The organism is Terriglobia bacterium (assembly GCA_020072785.1).
Classification (GTDB): domain Bacteria; phylum Acidobacteriota; class Terriglobia; order Acidiferrales; family UBA7541; genus Acidiferrum.
Map to the genome: position 1 here is coordinate 152,565 of JAIQGG010000001.1, position 19,278 is coordinate 171,842.

The window sequence follows — 19,278 nt, forward strand, 5'->3', positions numbered from 1 at the left end:
ACCGCAGGGAGCCCTGCGGTTTTTCCTCACTTCACCTGCGCCACCACCCCGATCCTCTCCAGCGCGCGCAGATATTCCACCACCAACTCGAGCGCCACCGGCCCGTATTCCGCGGCGACAGCGTCGCGGATCTGCTGCGCGTTGCGCGTGCCGTCGGCGAAGTTCAGCACTTCGTACGCGTACTCCTCGCCCCCGCCCCACAGCCCCTCGTAGCTGAGCAGCTTCGGCGTGGCGATGCCCGCGGCCTGCGCATGATCGGCAAAGTAGTCGTAGCCAAACACCGCGAGCGGTCCTCTGGGCTGCGCGCTACGCCGGAAAACGAGCAGGCCATCGCCCATCGCAGTTCGCTGGGATGCGTACGTGGAAAGCTCGCGAGCGAGTGCTTCGCGTCCGTTCGAACCTCCCCCGGCAAAATCCAGAAGCGCACTCTTGGCGAGCGTGGCATTGACGATGGCATGGCCATACAAATTATTTGCCTCCTCCCGGGAGAGTTCTGCGCCGCGCCGGGTGCTTGCTGCGAGAAGCTCGTAGTCAATCGTGTGCATCGTGTTCTGAACGAGGGCCTGCACGTCATTCTCGCCGAGCTGCGCCAGGAAGTAGCCGCTGGCGGCCCCGATGAAGGCGGCGCGCTTCAATTTGGTGGTGTCAATGTTGGCGGCGGTGTCGAGATTGGTGTGGATGTAGCGGTCCGGCCAGTCGTTCAGATAGATCGCGGGGATCTTGAACGAGCTGTCCTGATAAACGTCGTGGTCGCTGCCCATGGTGTAGGCGCTGAACTGCGCCTCGAGCGGCTCCTTGCCCCCCTCGGGGGCCGCCAGGGGATACTCGGCGCTGCCGGTGGCGGCGAACTTGTAGGTCTGCTCGTTGACGAATTCCGCGAAGGCCCAGGCGACGTCGTGCACGAAGGAAGGCAAACTCATGGGACCGCGTGTCACGTGGAACACCGCTTTGGTCGCCGGCCCACCCCCGACCATGTCCATGTGAATGGCGGCCTTGATGCGCCGCGCGAATTCCGGTTTGCCGTTGAGCAGCACCACCGTGCCTTCGACCTCCGGCGGCCAGATAAAGCGTATCGTGCGCGCGGGGCGCGGCAGTTTTCCTTCGTGGATCAGCTTCTGCAGCGTGCGGGCGACCTCCAGGATGGTCACGCAACCACTGGCATTGTCGTTGGCCCCGGGCCGTTGGTGGTCGAGGTGGCAGCTGAAGGCGATCTCTTCGTCCTTTAGCTTGGGGTCGGCGCCGGGGATCGTGGCAGTGACAATCTCGTAGTTGCCAGGATGCTGCCCGGCCTTCACCGTGGCATGCAGGCGGATCTGCTCGCCGCGCGCGAGGCGTTCGCGCAGCGCCCGCGCGGTCTTCAGCGACACCATGAAGCCGAAAGTCTTGTTGGGCGAGAAAGTCTCCAGGTGGCCCCAGCGGATCAGGTTTTCGTCCTCGCCATACCACGCGGTGCGCTGGTTCTGCGCGTAGCTGACGATGCCCGCGGCGCCGTATTTGCCCACCGCCAGCTCCTGCACCGCGCCGGCCTGCGCCGCGGCCAGGACCATCTTCCCGCGCACCTCTTTGCCCGCGTAGTCGGCGTCGGCTGTGCCGTTGCCCACGTCCACGAGATCGGCGGTGGCGTCCGCGCTCTCGCTGTCTTCCGCCAGCGTGATGGGTTGAGCCTCGTAGCTGGCCATCAGCACGCCCGGCTTCCAGCCATTCCCATCCTTCTGCATCTCCCACAGCTCGGCGAAATCGGCGTCCCATGGCATGCGCGAGCGCTGCGTGCCGTAGAAGATTTTTCCGTCCGCGGGAAACTGCAGGATCTGCACGTCGGAAAGTCCGTAGGCGCGGGCGCGCTCCGCGACCAGTTCCGCCGCGGCGTGGAAGCCGCGCGAGCCGCGTTGCCGGTGATAGCGCACGATGCCCTCGAGATTGCGCTTGGCCGTTTCTCCGGAAAGCTCCTGCGCCAGCGCCGCCACCTCCTTTTCCGCAAGCAGCGGCGCCTTCTGCGCCGCGGCGACGGCAGAAACCAGCAGCAGGACGAAAAGTAAGATGGCAATGCGGCGCATAAGCATTCCTCCAGAGCGGTCGGGGCAAACTCCGCCCCAGAGTCTTCCGGGAAAGGGTACAGGACCCCGCCGGCGCATTCTACCGCCATCGCTCCTTCGCTTGCGAAACTCATGGCTCCGCTGGATCGGCTACAGCTTGGGAGCGGCGCGGCGCGCTGTAATCGGAGTAGCACAGACTTCAGTCTGTGATCTTGGCGGTGGCAGGCCCTTAGCCCCTGGGAACCGACTGGGTGCCGGACCCTTTGTTTTGTAAGGCTCCGGGTTTAGAGTCAGCTTCATGCTCAACTTACGCGAAATCGGCAACGCGCCTCTTTCCTCCCCGATGGTTTTTCGGAACCGCTTCGCCATCCTGTCTAGCCCATCGTACTATCGCGCCAGATACTACGACCAAGCTACCGGCCGCTTCCTCTCCCAAGACCCGGCTCGGTTTAGTCGTGGGGAAAATTTCTGTCCGTACGTTTCGAGTCGGATACTGTTGATTTCCATTGACTATTAGTATCGAATCAGTTATATTTAGTTGTTTTTGGCGGAGGAGATTGGACGCACCCCGTGTCCGCCCCACTCTGCCGTCCACACCCCTCTCCTACCCATAAGCCCTTTAGAATCTGCTCTTGCGAACCCCGCACTCTTTTGCACCCCAAGCCCGCAAATAATCCCTGTAAAATCTGCACGTTACACACTCTTTCCGAAGAGTGCGCATCCATTACAAAAAACAAATACTTAATCTCCCGCCGAATCACACTCTTGCACAAGAGCGAAAAAGAACTCTTTCCAAATCAATGTCTTGCGCACACTTTACAAAAAACACGGGGGGTGCAGGGGGGTATCCTCGTATCTTTTCATCCTCGCCCGAGCCCTCTACCTGGGCGCACGCTCTTTCCTTATCTCCTTGCCTCGTTACTTCCTTGCTTCGCTTCTTTGCCGGGCTCCTATACAATCCCGCCTCGCAATCCCCGGAGGCTCCATGAGTCTTAGCCAGCGGCTGCAGGAGATACGCGAAGGATTCCAGCCGGCGTTCTGGGTCGCCAACATCAGCGAGATTTTCGAGCGCTTGTCGTATTACGGAGCGTTCGCTTCGCTGGCCAACTATCTGCACGAGACCCTGAAATTCCCGGCGGCGCAGACCGGCACGCTCACGGGCATCTTCGGCGGCATGGTGTGGTTCCTGGCGATTTTCGGCGGGGCGCTGGCCGACCGGCTGGGATTCCGGCGGGCGCTGTCGCTGGCGTTTCTGATCCTGAGCGCCGCGTACTTCCTGCTGGGCTCGCTGGGCGCGGGCTGGATGGCGCCCATACGCGCGGCGGTGCCCCTGGTGGCGCTGGTGGGCTTCGTGCTGATGCTCCCGGCGCTGGGCGTGGCGCTGGTGAAGCCCTGCGTGGTGGGCACCACGGCGCGCGCCTCCAACGAAAATGTGCGCTCCATCGGCTATTCCATTTACTACACGCTGGTGAATATCGGGGGCACGGCCGGGCCCTTCGTGGCCTCCTGGGCGCACCGCCACCTGGGCGTGGAAAACGTCTTCCGCATCTCCGCAGCCAGCGTCTTCCTGATGTTCTTCGCCGTGCTGCTCTTTTTCAAGGAGCCGCGCCGCTCCGGCGAGGTGCAGACCGCCAGTCTCGGCGAAGTCGCGCGCAACTTTTTCGCCGTCCTAAGCAATCCCAAGTTCATGCTTTTTCTGCTGATCTTCTCCGGCTACTGGATCGTCTTCTGGCAGCAGTACATCGCCCTGCCCGTCTATCTGCACAGCTACGTGGACGCCAGAGCCGACGTGGAGATGATCCTGATCACCGATGCGCTGACGGTGATCAGCCTGCAGGTGGTGGCCAGCTACCTCACGCGCAAAATCCCGGCCTTCCGGGCGATCATCATCGGCACGCTGATCACCTCGCTCTCCTGGCTGATCCTGGCGGCGCATCCCTCGGTGTGGACCGCGGTGGCCTCCATCTTCGTCCTGGCTATCGGCGAGATCACCCAGGCGCCGCGCTATTACGAATACATCTCGCGCCTGGCCCCGGCCGGGCAGCAGGGGACGTACATGGGCTTCGCGTTCATGCCTATCGGCATCGGCTCGCTGGTGGGCGGATGGTTCGGCGGGCGCCTGCTCCACCACTTCGGCGAAGTGGCGCACCAGCCCGAACGCATCTGGTGGGTGCTGGCCGGCATCGGTCTGGTGACCACGCTGCTGCTGTGGATTTATGACCGCGCGGTGCGCCCCGGAGAGAAGGCGTGAGCGGTGGAAATTCTGCGCTCTGGAGGACGCTCTACGGCCGTCAATTGACCAGGCGGCGCAGGGACTCCAGGGCCTCGCGCGCTAGACGGTAGCGCGGCTCGATCTCCAGCGCCTTCTGGAAGCAGGCCCGCGCCCGCGCATACATTTCCTTGGCCAGATAAGCGCGGCCCAGGTTGAAGTGCGGGAAATGCCGCGGCTCGTAGCGCTGCGCTCCGATGGCGCTCTCCAGCCACGGGATGGCCTCGTCGTAGCGCTGCAGCTCGATCAGGTAGGCCCCGATGTCGTTATAGGGATTGCCGAACTCCGGATCGACCTCGATGGCCTTCTTGCACTCGGCGATGGCCTCCTCGAAGTGGCCCTGAAAATGGTAGGCCCAGCCGAGGAACGTGTGCGCTTCGGCCGTCGGGTGCAGACTGAGCGAGGCGCGATAGAGTTCGACGGCGTGGTCGTAATCGCCTTCCATCTGAGCCTGGTAGGCGTCCTGCAGGAGTTCCCATGCGTTGGAAAAGGTTTCCGGGTTCATCACACTTCCAGCTAACACCCGCGCTTCGACGGCGTCAAAAGTACCAAAGTTTGGGTGTGTCCGGGACGCAACTGTACCTCCGCCCAGCAGATTTCCCGGCTGGAATTTGTCCGGCGAAACAGGGAGAATATCCCCTGTCCAATCCCAGCAGGAAAAAGGGGGCTTCGTGAAGCGGGATCTGATCTGGCTGGCCGTGACGGTTCTGGCGATGGCCGGCGTGGCCTTGGCGGAAACATCCGCGCCGCAAGGCGGAGAGAAAAAACAAGCGCGCGCCAGTTCGGCGGGAGCGGTGCAGCGCGGCAAGGCCATTTTCGACAAGAAATGCGCGGTGTGCCACTACGCGACCTCAGTGGAGCGAAAAATCGGGCCCGGGCTGAAGGGATTGAACAAGCGCGGCACCTTTGGCGTCACCGGCGGCAAGATCACCGATGAATCGCTGAAAACCTGGATCGAGAACGGCGACAATCTCATGCCCCCCTTCAAGGATGTGCTCGGCGCCGACGAGATCAAGGACGTAGTGCACTACGTGCGCACCCTGTAGTTCTCGCGCGCAATTTCCGCGACCGGTTTACGGGCGGGCTCCGGGACAGGCAGGAATGCCTGTCCCGTTTTTTCTTCGCCGCCCTGGGCGTAAAAAAGCCCTTCGCGGGCTTGAGTCCTCTCAAGCCCGCGAAGGGCGAATTCACTTCTACCGCCGCCCGGCGCCGGCGCGTTGCACGCCGGAGCAAGCAGAGTGTCCCGCTGGCGCGGAACGCTGCTTATCCGAGAACGGCGTCCTTGAACGCCTTCGCTGGACGCAGGCGAACCACGGTCTTGGCCTTGATCTTGATGGCCTCGCCCGTCGCCGGGTTGCGGCCCATGCGCGCCTTGCGGTGCGCTTTGACTGCGCGGCCAATGTTCGGAATCACGAACTTGCCCGCACCGCCCTTGCACTCTTTCACGGCCAGCTTGAACAGTTCTTCAAAGAACTGGGCCGCGGTCTTCTTCGGCGTGCCGCACTTGTCGGCAATGGTTGCCACGATCTTGCTCTTGCTCATCGGCTTGGCTGCCATTTAGTTTGCCTATCCTCCTGTTTATCGTTCCATTGATCCCGAGAGTCTCGGGGCAGGCCGCGCGGTCTTTACCGGATTCGGTGCCCAGAACGCGTGCCGCACGGCACTATAGCCAAGGGATAAGCGGAACGCAAGAAAAAAACCGCAAAAAAGCCCGGAAAAATGAGGATTTTCCGGACCGCTCCTTTTGCCGGGCCCATCGGTGGGTTTTTTTTGCGCGGATTTTTTCGGGGCGGCCCGCAGTTTTCCCCTGGGGAGAACGGCGGGGCCCCTTGTGCTAAGCTCTGAAATTCGCTATCCCGCGGAGGAAGCAGACCCATGAGCGGTGGTCCAAACTGGAAAGAGCTGGAAGTGCACATCAGGGGAGCGCTCAAGCTGGCCCGCCGGCCCGTGGCCGTGGCCTTTCTGGACGCGCCGCCCGCGGCCTCCTTGAAGATGGCGCAATTTTCGGGGACGGAGCCCTCCGGATGCAGCTTCTGGCGGCTGGCGGCGGAGGGGCGCGTGTTTTACACCGTGCCGGAAAATCATTTCAATTGCGCCGTGGGCGCCTACACGCACAATATCCCCCTTTCGCCGGAGCGTGAAAAAGAGACCGGAGAGACGCTGCAGATGATGTTCGAGCTGGGCTACGTGCGGCCGGAGGAAGTGCCGCAGATTCCGCGGCTGGCGAAGACGCCGGCGGCAATCGTCTATGCGCCGCTGGGGGAAGTACCCGTGGCGCCCGACGTGGTGCTGTTTGCGTGCCCGCCGGCGGCGGCCATGCTGCTGAATGAAGCGGCGCTGCGCGCCGGCAAGGGCGCGGGGATGCCCGCGCTGGGCCGCCCGACGTGCATGGCGCTGCCCGCTTCGCTGGAGCACGGCGCAGTGATGAGCCTGGGGTGCATTGGCAACCGCGTCTACACCGGCCTCGGCGAGGGGGAGATGTACATCGTGCTGCGCGGCAGTGATCTGGCGGCGGTGGCCGAGGCGCTCGGTGTGATCACCGGCGCCAACGCCGCGCTCACCGGCTATGCCCAGGGCCGCCGCTCCCAGCTCTCCACACTTTAGGAAAAATTCCCTGCAAAAAAAAGAAGGAGCACGATACATCGTGCCCCTTCGCGTTTGTGATCGGCGCTTGCGGCGATCAGAGGGAGGCCAGGTCCTCGTAGAAGTGGGCGATGGCCTTGATGCCGCTGAAGTAGTTTTCCAGGGCGATGTGCTCGTCGGGGGCGTGGGCGTTTTCGTCGGGCAGGCCGAAGCCGAGGAGCACGCAGGGCACCTTGAAGGTATCGTGCATCTGGGTGACAAAGGGGATGGAGCCGCCCTCGCGGATGAAGACGGCCTTCTTGCCGAAACCCTTCTGCAGGGCGCCCTGCGCGATGTGGAAGATCGGGGCGTGGAACGGCGCGACCCAGGGCTTGCCGGTGCTGAGCGTTTCGAACTTCATCTTCACCGTTTTCGGGAGCAGCTTGCGCAGGTGTTTTTCGACGAGGCGCGCGATTTTTTCCGGTTTCTGATTGGGCACCAGGCGCGTGGAGAATTTCGCATAGGCCTTGGAAGCGATGACCGTCTTGGCGCCCTCGCCCTGGTAGCCGCCCCAGATGCCGTTGAGCTCCAGCGTGGGCCGCGCCCAGAGGCGCTCGACGATGGAGAAACCCTTCTCCCCGCAGTAGCCCGGGGCGCCCACGGCCTTGCGGAAGTCCTTCTCTTTCCAGGGCAGGGCGTTGAGGGCCTTGCGCTCGGCGGCGGAGAGCTTGGCGACGCCGGTGTAGAAGCCGGGGATGGCGACGCGGAAATCCTTGTCGTGCAGTTTGGCGAAAAGCTCACAGAGGATGGTGAGGGGGTTGGGGACCGCGCCGCCGTAAACACCGGAATGCAGGTCGCGCTCGGGGCCGGTCAACTCGATCTGATAGTAGTTAAGGCCGCGCAGGCCGTAGGTGATGGAGGGCACGCCCTTGGCCAGCATGGAAGTGTCGGAGACGATCAGGGCGTCGGCCTGCAGCTTGGCCTTGTTGTTCTGGACGTAGTTCCACAGGCTGACGCTGCCCACTTCCTCTTCGCCTTCGATCAGCACTTTGACGTTGATGGGCAGCTTGCCGTGCACCTTGTGCAGCGATTCCAGCGCTTTCAGGTGGATGTGCACCTGGCCCTTGTCGTCGGCGGTGCCGCGGCCATAGAGATTGCCGTTGCGCACGGCGGGTTCGAAGGCCGGCGAGGTCCACAACTCCAGGGGCTCGGGGGGCTGCACGTCATAGTGGCCGTAGAAAAGAACGGTCGGCTTGCCCGGCGCTTGCAGGGATTCCGCATAGACCAGGGGATGCATAGCGGTGGGAACGACTTCCACGGTTGGGAAGCCGGCGGAGCGGAGATGGTCCGCGACCCAGTTGGCAGCGCGCTCGATATCCGGTTTGTGCTCGCTCTTCGCGCTGATGCTGGGGATGCGCAGGAATTCGCACAACTCCTGGAGGTGTGCATCGCGTTGTGCATTAATGTAGTCAGCCAGGTTCATGAGCCCCTCTGAGGTGAATGTCTTCTTAATCCGTACGAAAACAGAGACAAGAAAGTTCGCTCCCTGGGGAGAAGCGAACCGTTGATAACACCCCCCGCTACCCCTGACAGGATAGTATGATTATCGAGTTCCTATCAACCTTAGAGAGCCTGAAATGCAGGTACATTTTCAGGAACAGCACGGGACTGGGGAATTGACCCTTCTTAGCCCTTGGCGGAAGATAGCGCCATGAGTTCCGTGCCCTATCCCGCGCGGCGCCGCTGTGCACGGGTCTTTCACCGCATGCGCTTGCAGGCCAGCGGGCGGGGCCACGACGGGCGCAAGTTCCGCGAAACATGCGAGACGCTGGTGGTGGACGCCAACGGCGGACTGCTCTGCCTGCACCACGAAGTGGATGAGGGTGAATTGCTGATTCTCGGCAACCCGCTCACGCAGGAAGAGCAGGAGTGCCGCGTGGTGTTCCTGGGGGAAAGCGGGGAAAAGGGCCAGCGCATCGGGGTGGAGTTTCTCTCCCCGGCGCCGCATTTCTGGGGCCTGGAATTCGGGACCCAAGGGTTGCCGGGGGCCGGCGAATCATCCCACGGTCATTGACAGGTGTGACCGCGAAGCGGTCAACGAAACAGTGCGCTGCCTACTGCGCCGCGGGTCATCGGTGAGCCGCAAGACTCCCAAAAACAAAATACCGCGGCACATTTGTGCCGCGGTACGCTTACCCAATTTGCACTCCGTGTTCAGGACCGGAGGAAGCGGGAGAGCAACCCGAAAAACGCCAGCCCCATGACCGCCATGCTCAGGGAGGACGGCTCGGGAACGCTCGTCCGCACGTTGTCGAAATTGACCTGTGATCCGCTGCCGCTCAACACAATCGTCAGATCCCCAGGGGTGACCGTGCTACCCGTGGTGTACGTCAAAACCACATCCATAAACGTGCCCGGGGTGATAGACGAATTCGAACCGGTCACAGTGGCCAGCACAGTCGAGCCCGCATCCAACTGAATCGTATATTGCCCCGAAGAGGTATAGCCACCCAGCCGGTTCCCCACAGCAACCGTCAGGGTGTAGGTGGAATTGGGTTGCAGGGAGACGCCGGTCAACGTCTGGGAAAGACTGCCGCCGTTGCTGTAGGCAATGACGTTGCCGTCCGGCAAGGGAAGATTGTAGTAGCTGGAATTGGGCTGCCAATCTCCGGTAGCACCTGTTATCGTCCAACCCGGTATGGGGCCGCTATTGTAGAAGCAGCCGGAACCGCAGCTAACCGACACCGCGCTTGCGCTTATGATCTCAAACGAGGCGTTCTGAATAGGAAGACTGGTATCGGCAAAAGCCGGAACTCCTGTCAGAGTCAAGCAAAGAACAAAAACGAACATAAGAAGCCATTTCATTGCCACAGACAGCCTCCGTGACCTCTGGTTAAAATCCCTTACTGGCCCTTCCGCCTACTGCTGTTCAGCCTTCTGGGCGAACATGGCATAGCACTAGAGTCTTCTAGCCATAGGATTATTAGCAAGTTCCAAGCCAACCCTCTCTAATCGTAAGCTATAGATATTATGGAAGTTATTATTTACACCGAAGAGAGTCTTGGGATAATGAAGACCAGCGATTTCACAAAATAGGCAATTATGTTCCAAAATGGAACGGTCCGGATGACCTAAAACTGTCAACGAATATTAGATACCCCTTGGCCGCATTCGATCCAGAAATGATCCCTAAACATGGCACGCTGTAAATGCGTGTAATAGCCGGGCCAGAGGGGGCCCTGCTCGTTGCATCCTGCTATTCACGGCGAAACAGGACCGTGAGCCAGGGCGCGCCGGCGCCGCGCTGACCATTCCGCTAAACGCCATAGCAGCAAGATTCCGACAACCAGGCCATAGGCCAGGGGCCGGAGCACGGCCGACTTCACCAGCCAGTAATAATGAATGACTCCGGCGGTCGCGCTGAGGTAGATGGCGCGGTGCAGGAGCTGCCAGCGTCGCCCGCCGAGGCGGCGGATCCAGCCGGCAGTCGAGGTGACGGCCAAGGGTATCAGCAGCAGATAGGCGGTGAAGCCCACGGTGATGAAGCGGCGTTTGGCCACGTCTTTGCCCATCTCTGCGAGATCGAAGAATTTGTCGAGGCCGATATAGGTGGAGAAGTGCAGACAGGCGTAAAAAAAGGCGAAAAGGCCGAACATGCGGCGCAGGCGGATCAGCTCGGGTAGACGCAATGCCTGGCGCAGGGGCGTGATGGCCAGGGTGAGGAGGAGAAAGCGCAGCGTCCAGTCCCCGGTGGCGTGGGTGATGAACTCGATGGGATTGGCGGTGAGACCGTGGTGCAGGCTGCGCCATACGAGGTCTGCCAGTGGCAGCAGGCCCGCGAAGAAGACGATGGTTTTGGCCCAGTTTCCGGCCAGGAAAGCGCGCACGCGGAGGCCCCAGCTCAAAAATATTTCCGGAGATCCATGCCGGAGTAGAGGCTGGCAACCTGGTCGGCATAGCCGTTGAAGGGCAGGGTGGCGCGCTTGAAGAAATCCCCCAGACGGCGCTCCTTGGCCTGGCTCCAGCGCGGGTGGTCCACGGCGGGATTGACGTTGGAGTAGAAGCCGTACTCACGGGGATTGGCGAGGTTCCAGCTGGTGGGAGGCTGGCTCGAGGTGAAGCGGATTTTCACCAGCGACTTGATGCTCTTGAAGCCGTATTTCCAGGGAAGAACCAGGCGCACCGGCGCGCCGTCCTGATTGGGCAGCGTTTCCCCGTACATGCCGAGGCAGAGCAGCGCCAGGGGATGCATCGCCTCGTCGAGGCGCAAACCTTCGACGTAAGGAAATTCCAGCCCCGCATATTTGGCCTGCGGCATCTGCGCGGGGTCGTAGAAGCTCTGGAAGGCGACGAAGCGTGCCTTGGGCGTGGGCTCGACGAGTTTGGCGAGAGCCTGAAAGGAGTAGCCGATCCAGGGCACGACAATCGACCAGGCCTCCACGCAGCGGTGCCGGTAGATGCGCTCTTCCAGGGGCGCCAGCTTCAGGAGTTCTTCCAGGGAGAACTTGCGCGGCTTGTAGACCTCGCCCTCGACGGAAACGAGCCACGGCGAGGTGCGAAAGTTTTGCGCGTTCTTTGCGGGATCGGTTTTGTCGATGCCGAATTCATAGAAGTTATTGTAGTGGGTCACGTCGTTGTAGGGAGTGGGTGGCTCGTTGGTGCGGAACGCGCCCGGGATGACGCCGCTGAGCTTGGTGGTGGCCGCGGCCGCGCGCGCCGGGGCAAACAGCTCCAACAGGCCTTTGCCGGCCAGCGCCGCGGCGCCCGCCAGGCCCACCCCGCGGAGGAACGTTCGCCGCTCCTGGTAGACGGATTTCGGCGTCACATCGGCGCTTGTCAACTCCGGTTTCCGTCGCACCAGCATTCCTGCCCTCCGGCGGCCATGAGCACGGCTTGCTCCGCATGGTCCGCGTCTATCTTGTCATTAGACGCAGAATTTGGCCCGGGGATTCGCGATCTGCACCTTACAACAGTGTGCCTCGGAGAGGCTTCGGGCTACAATAGGCGGCAGAGGAGTGGGTGAGCGGTTAAAACCGGTGGTCTTGAAAAATGAAACCGGTGGCAGTCGTGCCTCCTTCCGCCAATCATCGGCGAAGCACTGCAGACCGCCCTTCGGTTAACAGCCGGAAGTCTCAAAACTCTAAGTGTCTTTTTTGGGTATCGCTTACAAGAAAATTGGAGCTATTTTCCCCTCTTTGGTTGCACCCACACCTACACATCTGTACTAAAAATGAAGCCCTGATTGTCCAAATTAGTGTGGTGCACTATAGATGTCTTGAAAGCAGATGATTCTGGTTAAGCTAGTCCGTATTTGCGTTAAAACCCTCAACTTAGCGAAATTTCACACAGCAAACATTTTCCCCGAATCTTGGGAGTGAGCAGGCGGTGGATCGTCCAGCCTTTGCGACTACTTGAAAATTAAGGATTTAGATCCGAACGATGGCGCAGCCCGAGGTATGGTGGTCCAACTGCATTACGGAATCCACAGAAGATACCCAGAATGGCCTAAAAATGTCCCTGCAAGTTCTCTCAAGGTCAGTGGGGCACGCGATAAAGATACTGATCTATCTTGCCATCTCGGCCGGACACCCGGTCCCGGCTTCCCATGTGGCGGAGTGCGCTCAAATCCCCTGCTCCCAGGCTGCCAAAATTCTGCACTATCTGACTTTGCGGGGGTTAGTGCGCTCGCGCCGCGGTTCGAGCGGAGGCTATCTGCTTCGGGAAGGTGCGGAGCAGGCTACCGTCGAGCAGGTGATGCAGCTTTTCACGCCGCCAGTCCCTGATGAGGAAGACTATCAACCCTCCGGCCCTCTCCGGGAGATGTGGCTGGAGACCACCCGGCTCTACCAGCAGGCCTGGGGACAACTCACCATCGCAGAACTTGCAAAACGCACCGTCAACGGGAGCGAATGCCCGCTCGAAGCGAGCGGGGGTGAATCGGAACCGGCTTCGGCAGCCTCTGCTGTAAGCAAGAGAGAATCACGGTGAAAAAGCCTCTCCCAGCAGTCGCTCTTGTGGCCCTCCGATTGGCCGCGGAGTGCGCCGGCAGGCAGCACCGGAACGGGCGCGCAAATCTGACGGACGAAAAAACGGAGACAATCCTGAAGTATGTGACGCACTGAAGAAATTCTTTTTGCGGAGGTGATTCAATGCATTTCTCCAGATATTTCATGGCGGGCAGCGTGGTGCTCGGCGGGCTGTTGCTGCTCGGACAAGTCCCGCGAGTGGCTCGAGGCGGGCCGAAGGTCATCAACGTGATTGCGGATAAGGACAACCGTTTCAAGATCCCCGGACAGACCAAGCCCGTCATCACCGTGAAGGCCGGCGAGGTCATTCGCTTGCGCATCACGGCGCACAAGGCCGGCGAGTGGGACAAGGACGGAACCGTCCATAGCTTCACGATCAAAGAACTGAAAGATCAGGGCTGGGACCTGCGGCTGAAAGAGGGCGTGCAGGAATTTACCCTGGTGGCGCCGAGTGACCCCGGGGAGTATCTGATCGAGTGCACGGTGAAATGCGGCGACGGGCACGATGACATGAGAATGAGCTTGGTCGTCACCCAGTGAGGACATCCCATGACGCTGCCTCGTAGAAGCTTCTTCCAATTCCTGGCCCGCGGAACCGGGGCCATCGTCGCTTCGTGGGTGGCCATGAAGGGAATCTCAGCCACGATGTTCCGCGAAGTGCTTCCGGCGCGTTCCCTTGCTCCCACCAATCAAAAGTGGGTGATGGTGATTGATCTGGCGAAGTGCGATGGCTGCCGGGATTGCACCCGCGCCTGCAGCACCATGCACTTTGTTCCGCCCATGCAGGAATGGGTCAAGGTTTTCGAAGTGCTCGACAACCCGGCGGCGGGCCGCTATTTCCTGCCGCGCCCCTGCATGCAGTGCGATAACCCACCCTGCGTGCGCGGCTGTCCTGTGGGTGCGACGTTCAAGCGCACCGACGGCATCGTGATGATGGATCAGGAGCGCTGCATCGGCTGCCGCAACTGCATCGCGCAATGCCCGTACTCCGCGCGCTCGTTCAATTGGGGAGAACCGCAGCACACCCCGGCGGAGCTCTCCATGCCGTACTCGATGGAGTACAACTACCCGCACCGCAAGGGCGTCGTCGAGAAATGCATCTTCTGCCCCCACATGCTCCGCGCGGGCAAGCTGCCCGCCTGTGCGCAAGGGTGCAAGATGGGCGCCATCTATTTCGGGGATGAACTGGAAGACGCGGTCACGAATAGCAAGGGCGAAACGATTCAATTCACAAAAATTGCCAAGCGCGGTGCGGCCTTCCGCCTGCTGGAAGAACTGGGAACGGAGCCGCGCGTCTACTACCTTCCTCCGGCCAGCCGGAAGTATCCGACGCCGGATGAAAAGAAGGCACTGGAGATGCATTCGTGATTTCCAAACGAGAAGCGCACTTACTCAGCACCCTCACGGAAACCTCCGGGCGATTTTATCGGTTGATTGCCCTGCTACTGGCCGTCGTGCTGTGGGGGCTCTATGCCTACGTGCATCAGCTCCGCCACGGCCTGGTCGTAACCGGAATGCGCGATGAAGTCTCCTGGGGCTTGTACATCACCAACTTTGTCTTCTTTATCGGCATCAGTCATGCCGGCACCCTGATTTCCGCCATCCTGCGCGTCACGCATACGGAATGGCGGCGCCCCATTACCCGGCTGGCCGAAGCCATCACCGTGTTTGCGCTGTGCATCGGAGGACCGATGGTGATCATCGACCTCGGGCGCCCGGAGCGCATGCTCAACCTCTTCCGCTACGGCCGCATCCAATCGCCGATTCTCTGGGACGTGCTTTCGGTGTCCACCTACCTGACCGGCTGCATTCTCTACCTGTACATCCCGATGATTCCGGATTTCGCATTGCTGGCCGAGCAGTCGAGTCTGGGGGCGTGGCGGCGGCGCTTCTACAAAAAACTTTCCCTGGGCTGGACAGGCAGCAGCACACAGTGGGCACTGCTGGAACGTGCCATTTCGGTGATGGCTGTGGTCATCATTCCGCTGGCCATTTCCGTGCACACGGTCGTCTCCTGGATTTTTGCGATGACCCTGCGCCCCGGCTGGAATAGCAGTATCTTCGGCCCCTACTTTGTCGTGGGCGCCATCTACTCCGGAGCGGCGGCGGTGATTTTCTCGATGTACGTGCTGCGGCGCGTGCTCCGCTTACAGGATTATCTGGAACCCGTACACTTCCGCAATCTGGGGCTGCTCCTGCTCTCCTTCGCCATGCTTTACCTTTACTTCAACATCAACGAATACCTGACCATGGGCTACAAGTTCGAAGGAATCGAGAAGGAGTATCTCACGCGGCTCTTCTTCGGAGATTACGCGCCGATGTTCTGGACCGTGCAGGCCGTCGGTGTGTTCATCCCAGCGCTGCTGTTAATGGCCGTGTTGGGGCTGGGCCGCCATCAGTCCTTCACCATCCCCGGCGTCGCGCTGGCTTCGTTTTTGGCCATTGTGGGCGCCTGGGCCAAGCGCTATCTCATCGTGGTTCCCACGCTCTCGAGCCCCTTCCTTCCCGGGCAAAGGATTCCCTGGGAATGGACGCACTATCGGCCCACCTGGGTGGAATGGTCCGTCACCGCGGCGGCCGTGGCCGTGTTTCTGCTGATCTATGCGCTGTTCTCCAAGCTGTTCCCGATGGTCTCTATATGGGAGACGCGCGAGCCGGAAGTAGCCCCAGTGGAAACGGAAGCTGCTGCGCCCGCCCCTCGCGGCTGGGGCGCGATTTCCTCGATCCCGATCGTCCTGATCACGCTGACTCTCGCAGGCGCCAGCCTGGCCCACGCTGGCGAGACCCGAAAGCCCCGGAAACCTGCGCCGACCGCGCTCTCCTTGGAATGGCAAGCTCTCCCTGCGGACAAACTTGCAGCGACCTCGCCGGAGGAAGCGCCGCCGGACGCCATTACCGCAGGACGGGTGCAGCACAGCCTTTCGCAACTCTTTGGACAACTGCACTTCGGTTCCAAGAGTGGGGAAGAGCAGAAGCCGTCCTCCGCAATCGCCCTGAAGGCCACGTTGAAGGATGCGAGGGGAGCTCCTGTTGCCATGCAGGCGGTGAGCTTTTCCTTGCGCACCTCCTTTGGACTTGTCCAGTACGGGAGCCGGCCAACTAATGAAGAAGGAAAAGCGGAATTAGTTGTTCGCGACCAGCGCTACGGCAGGTACCCGGTGCTGGTCGCCTATGGCGGCGATGAGGCCTTCGGCGGCACCCGCGCCGAGATCCTGGTGGATTTTGGCTCGCGTCCGACTCCTGCGCTGCCCACAGCGGGCGTTCTTATCGCCCCGTACGCCACGGCCGCCATCGGCCTGCCCTTTGTAATTTTTTACGGGATCATGTGGGTTGTGTATTTGTACGCCTTTGGCTACTTAATCCTCTGGCGCATGCGCCGTTCGGGGCAGGAGAAACATCCCCACTGACCGCTGGGTGTCTGCCGGGCGGCGATTCAGACGCGCGCCGGAACCAACCGCTTTTTGCATGCGCTAAGCCAGGGAGAAAGCACAGTCCTTGCAATTGCGTAAGGCAGGTGACGGATGAGAGGAAACAGGTTACAGAGTGCGTGCAAAGTGCAGCGGACCTCTGCGCTTTCCCAGTTCAATTCCTGGCTGACCTTCCGCCGCCTCTCCTCGTGCCTCTCCGTGCCCGTGTTGTGTGCGGCGCTGCTGCTGGCAGCCGGAGCAGGATTCGGGCAGGGGAACCCTGCTGCGGCAGGGGCGGACCAGCACCCCAACGCCGGCCAAGTTTGGACGCCGCAGTTGAACGCGGCGGATCGCTGCGCAACGTGTCATCCGCAACTCCCCCCGCCCAACACCACGCAACTCTCCCTCCAGCAGCCCAACCGCGTGGATCCGCTCGTCCCCCATCACACGAAGGACTGGGGCTGCACCGTGTGTCACCGCGGCCAGGGCGCCGCTGCAGAAAAAGAGCAGGCCCATCAGCCCGAGCTCGCCCCGGCGCAACCCCTCCTTCCGACCAGCTACATCCAGGCTTCCTGCGGCATCTGCCATCGCGCGGATCTCCCGGATACTCCTCAATTGAACCGCGGTCGCCTGCTGCTCAGTGAATTCGGTTGCCTGGGGTGCCACCGTCTGGAGGGTATCGAGCGCCCCGCCATGCTCGGTCCGGACCTGACCGACATCGGAAGCAAAGTCAGCGCCGAGTGGATCTACAAGTGGCTGAAAGAGCCGCGCACGATCATCGACGATGCGGGCAACGCCATAGTGAGCGGCTACCAAATGGAGCCGCGCATGCCTCAGTTCCGCCTGAACGAGGAGGAACTCCGGGACCTCTCCGCGTACTTGAGTTCCCTCCGCAGCAAGCCGCTGGAACCCTATAAGTTCGATCCCCAAGTGGTGGCGGCCTTGGAAAACAGTCCGGATCTGGTGGATCAAGGAGAAGCTCGCTTCCGCCAGATGTTTTGTACCACGTGCCATTCCCTGGCCGTGACCCGGGGCGGCGAGACCAAGCTCATTGGCGGAGACATCGGACCCGAAATGACCAAGGTCGGCAGCAAGGTGAATCCAGACTGGCTGGTGGCCTGGCTCCGCAATCCGCAGGCCTTCCTCCCGAAGAGCAAGATGCCGCGCTACGAGTGGTCGGATCAGGACCTCTATGTGGTCACTCGTTTTATCAGCACAAAACTGACGGACCCGGACCTGCTGCAGGGAATTCCGAAACTGGGGGCGCCTACCCCGGAACAGATTCGTTTCGGCCGTCGCCAGTTCCTGAAGAAAGGATGCGGGAGCTGCCACGCGGTTTCGGGCATGAAGCTGCAGGAAGATTTTGGGCCGAACCTTGCCAGCCTGGGCGCGGAGAGTATTTCCCACCTGCATTTTGGCAATGCCAAGATTCCTCGGAGCCTGGTCGCCTATCTCCAGGCGAAAATCAGCGACCCTATCTCCGTGAATCCCACCGCGGAAATGCCGCAGTATCGTTTCAACTCCGCGGACCTGGATGCGATGACGACGGCGCTGCTGAGCATGACGGGCGCTCCCTCCAGCGGCGCGATGGAGCGCCTGATCGTGCCGCGCACGCAAGCGGAGTTTCACCCCACCGGCGCATTCGCGCAGGTCTACGAGCGATACAAATGTTATGTCTGCCACCAATTCAACGGTTACGGCGGGACGCTCGCGACGGACCTCTCTTACGAAGGCAGCCGCGCGCAGCGCCAGTGGCTGATTGACTTTCTAAAGAACCCGCAGACCCTGCGTCCCAGTCTCATACTGCGCATGCCGCAGTTCAACATGACCGACCAGGAAGCTTCCATCCTGGCTGACTCCATCGGCCGGGATCTCCGGAGTCCCGCGGTAAATCCCGCCAGCGTGGAACCCGCGCAGTTCACGCCCCAGATGGCGGCGCTGGGCAAGCAGCTTTACGAGGTGAAGTATCAGTGCCAGGCCTGCCACTCCATCGGGGCGGGCGGCGGATACGTCGGACCCGACTTGAGCAACGTGGGGAACTGGATGACGGCGGCCTGGATCGAAGCGTGGCTGAAGGACCCGCAGGCGCTGCTGCCCGGAGGCATCGAGCCGCGCCGCGCTCTGGCCGAAGACGAGGTCAAGGCGCTCACTGCGTATCTGATGACTTTGCGGCAGAGCGAGCCAGCGGGGCGCGCGGCTGCGGCAGCAGGAGTGGGGCAATGAGGAAGCACTTTGCGTTTGTCGCGCTGGCGCTCTACCTGGCCATGAACTTTTCAGCTTACCGCGGGGGCGCTACGGTACAAGCTGAACCGCGGCAAAAAGCGTATGCGATGGAGCCCGACTGGAACGACCCGCAACGCTTGATCCCGCTGAATTATCAGCAGGCGCGCGGCAAACGCCTGTTCTATCAATATTGCGTCTGGTGCCATGCGGATTCGACTCCAGCTGGACCCTCCAACCGCTCGAACCTGAACCCGGTCCCGCCGTTGCTGAATGACGGGGCCGCCTTGAACGGAAAGAGCAACGAATTCCTGCTCGACATCACCACACTGGGGGGCAGCGCGATGGGGAAATCGGCGATGATGCCTCCTTATGGACGGACGTTGACCCGCGAGGAAATTCAGGCGTTGATCGCCTATGCTCGTGCTATTGCACAGCCGCTCTATCAGCCTCCGGCCCCTCGAGAACCCGAACACTGAGGCAGATGAACAGCGAGCGCGCTATTCTTATCATCGAACCGGTCCGGTCACTTCCAGCTCGGCACACCATGCAATCCAGCTACACCCCTGCACCAAAATGCAGCAGTTCGAATCCAAAGTGCAGCAAATTGGCCGCTAACTCGAAGAATACGCTAGAATTAAAAACGGAGGAGTGGGTGAGCGGTTGAAACCGGCGGTCTTGAAAACCGTTAGACCCGAAAGGGTCTCGGGGGTTCGAATCCCTCCTCCTCCGCCAGAATGCACAGAGAGATCCCTCGAGGC

At 61.2% G+C, this 19,278-nt stretch carries 18 protein-coding genes and 1 tRNA gene; 12 read left to right on the plus strand and 7 right to left on the minus strand.

The window, feature by feature from the left end; translation table 11 throughout:
* Window positions 1-26: 26 nt before the first annotated feature.
* Window positions 27-2,054, minus strand: a complete 2,028-nt coding sequence (locus LAN61_00650; protein MBZ5539005.1) for a M28 family peptidase — start codon at window positions 2,052-2,054, stop codon at window positions 27-29.
* A gap of 277 nt (window positions 2,055-2,331) precedes the next feature.
* Between LAN61_00650 and LAN61_00655 the strand changes: the two genes are divergently transcribed.
* Together LAN61_00655 and LAN61_00660 are read left to right on the plus strand one after the other, a co-directional pair.
* Window positions 2,332-2,550, plus strand: a complete 219-nt coding sequence (locus LAN61_00655) for a hypothetical protein (GenBank protein MBZ5539006.1) — start codon at window positions 2,332-2,334, stop codon at window positions 2,548-2,550.
* Window positions 2,551-3,018: 468 nt separating this feature from the next.
* Complete coding sequence (locus LAN61_00660; protein MBZ5539007.1) at window positions 3,019-4,284, plus strand: MFS transporter; 1,266 nt, start codon at window positions 3,019-3,021, stop codon at window positions 4,282-4,284.
* 40 nt (window positions 4,285-4,324) lie between these two features.
* Here LAN61_00660 and LAN61_00665 read toward each other — a convergent pair whose 3' ends face one another.
* A complete protein-coding gene (locus LAN61_00665) occupies window positions 4,325-4,807 on the minus strand; it encodes a tetratricopeptide repeat protein (GenBank protein ID MBZ5539008.1) in 483 nt (160 codons plus the stop codon).
* A 166-nt stretch (window positions 4,808-4,973) separates the two neighbouring features.
* Between LAN61_00665 and LAN61_00670 the strand changes: the two genes are divergently transcribed.
* Window positions 4,974-5,348 (plus strand): c-type cytochrome, encoded by a 375-nt coding sequence (locus LAN61_00670; protein MBZ5539009.1) that lies wholly within the window; start codon window positions 4,974-4,976, stop codon window positions 5,346-5,348.
* Between the two features lie 217 nt (window positions 5,349-5,565).
* Here LAN61_00670 and LAN61_00675 read toward each other — a convergent pair whose 3' ends face one another.
* On the minus strand, window positions 5,566-5,859 hold the full coding sequence (locus tag LAN61_00675) for an HU family DNA-binding protein (GenBank protein MBZ5539010.1): 294 nt from the start codon (window positions 5,857-5,859) through the stop codon (window positions 5,566-5,568).
* 318 nt (window positions 5,860-6,177) lie between these two features.
* On the opposite strand from LAN61_00675, the gene LAN61_00680 reads away from it, so the two are divergent.
* Window positions 6,178-6,906 (plus strand): DUF169 domain-containing protein, encoded by a 729-nt coding sequence (locus LAN61_00680; protein MBZ5539011.1) that lies wholly within the window; start codon window positions 6,178-6,180, stop codon window positions 6,904-6,906.
* A 76-nt stretch (window positions 6,907-6,982) separates the two neighbouring features.
* Here the strand turns inward: LAN61_00680 and LAN61_00685 are convergent, their stop codons facing one another.
* On the minus strand, window positions 6,983-8,347 hold the full coding sequence (locus LAN61_00685) for a dipeptidase (protein MBZ5539012.1): 1,365 nt from the start codon (window positions 8,345-8,347) through the stop codon (window positions 6,983-6,985).
* A 228-nt stretch (window positions 8,348-8,575) separates the two neighbouring features.
* Between LAN61_00685 and LAN61_00690 the strand changes: the two genes are divergently transcribed.
* On the plus strand, window positions 8,576-8,938 hold the full coding sequence (locus tag LAN61_00690) for a hypothetical protein (protein ID MBZ5539013.1): 363 nt from the start codon (window positions 8,576-8,578) through the stop codon (window positions 8,936-8,938).
* Between the two features lie 140 nt (window positions 8,939-9,078).
* Here the strand turns inward: LAN61_00690 and LAN61_00695 are convergent, their stop codons facing one another.
* The 3 genes from LAN61_00695 to msrP all read right to left on the minus strand — a co-directional run bounded on the left by LAN61_00695 (window position 9,079) and on the right by msrP (window position 11,728).
* Entirely contained in the window at window positions 9,079-9,735 is a 657-nt protein-coding gene (locus tag LAN61_00695; GenBank protein MBZ5539014.1) for a PEP-CTERM sorting domain-containing protein, read from the minus strand.
* A gap of 389 nt (window positions 9,736-10,124) precedes the next feature.
* On the minus strand, window positions 10,125-10,739 hold the full coding sequence (locus tag LAN61_00700) for a sulfoxide reductase heme-binding subunit YedZ (protein MBZ5539015.1): 615 nt from the start codon (window positions 10,737-10,739) through the stop codon (window positions 10,125-10,127).
* Window positions 10,740-10,765: 26 nt separating this feature from the next.
* Window positions 10,766-11,728 (minus strand): protein-methionine-sulfoxide reductase catalytic subunit MsrP, encoded by a 963-nt coding sequence (msrP, locus tag LAN61_00705; protein ID MBZ5539016.1) that lies wholly within the window; start codon window positions 11,726-11,728, stop codon window positions 10,766-10,768.
* Between the two features lie 575 nt (window positions 11,729-12,303).
* Between msrP and LAN61_00710 the strand changes: the two genes are divergently transcribed.
* The 7 genes from LAN61_00710 (at window position 12,304) to LAN61_00740 (ending at window position 19,252) form a co-directional block, all read left to right on the plus strand.
* Window positions 12,304-12,852, plus strand: a complete 549-nt coding sequence (locus LAN61_00710; GenBank protein ID MBZ5539017.1) for an Rrf2 family transcriptional regulator — start codon at window positions 12,304-12,306, stop codon at window positions 12,850-12,852.
* A gap of 161 nt (window positions 12,853-13,013) precedes the next feature.
* On the plus strand, window positions 13,014-13,430 hold the full coding sequence (locus LAN61_00715; protein MBZ5539018.1) for a hypothetical protein: 417 nt from the start codon (window positions 13,014-13,016) through the stop codon (window positions 13,428-13,430).
* 105 nt (window positions 13,431-13,535) lie between these two features.
* Window positions 13,536-14,258, plus strand: coding sequence for a 4Fe-4S dicluster domain-containing protein (locus LAN61_00720; GenBank protein MBZ5539019.1), 723 nt, complete (start codon window positions 13,536-13,538; stop codon window positions 14,256-14,258).
* Window positions 14,255-16,297, plus strand: a complete 2,043-nt coding sequence (gene nrfD / locus LAN61_00725) for a polysulfide reductase NrfD (protein ID MBZ5539020.1) — start codon at window positions 14,255-14,257, stop codon at window positions 16,295-16,297. Before LAN61_00720 ends, nrfD begins: the two co-directional genes overlap by 4 nt.
* Before the next feature lie 147 nt (window positions 16,298-16,444).
* Entirely contained in the window at window positions 16,445-18,520 is a 2,076-nt protein-coding gene (locus tag LAN61_00730) for a c-type cytochrome (GenBank protein ID MBZ5539021.1), read from the plus strand.
* Complete coding sequence (locus tag LAN61_00735) at window positions 18,517-18,996, plus strand: cytochrome c (GenBank protein MBZ5539022.1); 480 nt, start codon at window positions 18,517-18,519, stop codon at window positions 18,994-18,996. Before LAN61_00730 ends, LAN61_00735 begins: the two co-directional genes overlap by 4 nt.
* A gap of 166 nt (window positions 18,997-19,162) precedes the next feature.
* Window positions 19,163-19,252 (plus strand) — tRNA-Ser (locus LAN61_00740).
* Window positions 19,253-19,278: the final 26 nt, after the last annotated feature.

Bases quoted from the DNA above. Each gene is read 5' to 3' on its own strand.
- LAN61_00650 (MBZ5539005.1), bottom strand. From the start codon at position 2,054: ATGCGCCGCATTGCCATCTTACTTTTCGTCCTGCTGCTGGTTTCTGCC.
- LAN61_00655 (MBZ5539006.1), top strand. From the start codon at position 2,332: ATGCTCAACTTACGCGAAATCGGCAACGCGCCTCTTTCCTCCCCGATG.
- LAN61_00660 (MBZ5539007.1), top strand. From the start codon at position 3,019: ATGAGTCTTAGCCAGCGGCTGCAGGAGATACGCGAAGGATTCCAGCCG.
- LAN61_00665 (MBZ5539008.1), bottom strand. From the start codon at position 4,807: ATGAACCCGGAAACCTTTTCCAACGCATGGGAACTCCTGCAGGACGCC.
- LAN61_00675 (MBZ5539010.1), bottom strand. From the start codon at position 5,859: ATGGCAGCCAAGCCGATGAGCAAGAGCAAGATCGTGGCAACCATTGCC.
- LAN61_00680 (MBZ5539011.1), top strand. From the start codon at position 6,178: ATGAGCGGTGGTCCAAACTGGAAAGAGCTGGAAGTGCACATCAGGGGA.
- LAN61_00685 (MBZ5539012.1), bottom strand. From the start codon at position 8,347: ATGAACCTGGCTGACTACATTAATGCACAACGCGATGCACACCTCCAG.
- LAN61_00690 (MBZ5539013.1), top strand. From the start codon at position 8,576: ATGAGTTCCGTGCCCTATCCCGCGCGGCGCCGCTGTGCACGGGTCTTT.
- msrP (MBZ5539016.1), bottom strand. From the start codon at position 11,728: ATGCTGGTGCGACGGAAACCGGAGTTGACAAGCGCCGATGTGACGCCG.
- LAN61_00710 (MBZ5539017.1), top strand. From the start codon at position 12,304: ATGGCGCAGCCCGAGGTATGGTGGTCCAACTGCATTACGGAATCCACA.
- LAN61_00715 (MBZ5539018.1), top strand. From the start codon at position 13,014: ATGCATTTCTCCAGATATTTCATGGCGGGCAGCGTGGTGCTCGGCGGG.
- LAN61_00720 (MBZ5539019.1), top strand. From the start codon at position 13,536: ATGTTCCGCGAAGTGCTTCCGGCGCGTTCCCTTGCTCCCACCAATCAA.
- LAN61_00735 (MBZ5539022.1), top strand. From the start codon at position 18,517: ATGAGGAAGCACTTTGCGTTTGTCGCGCTGGCGCTCTACCTGGCCATG.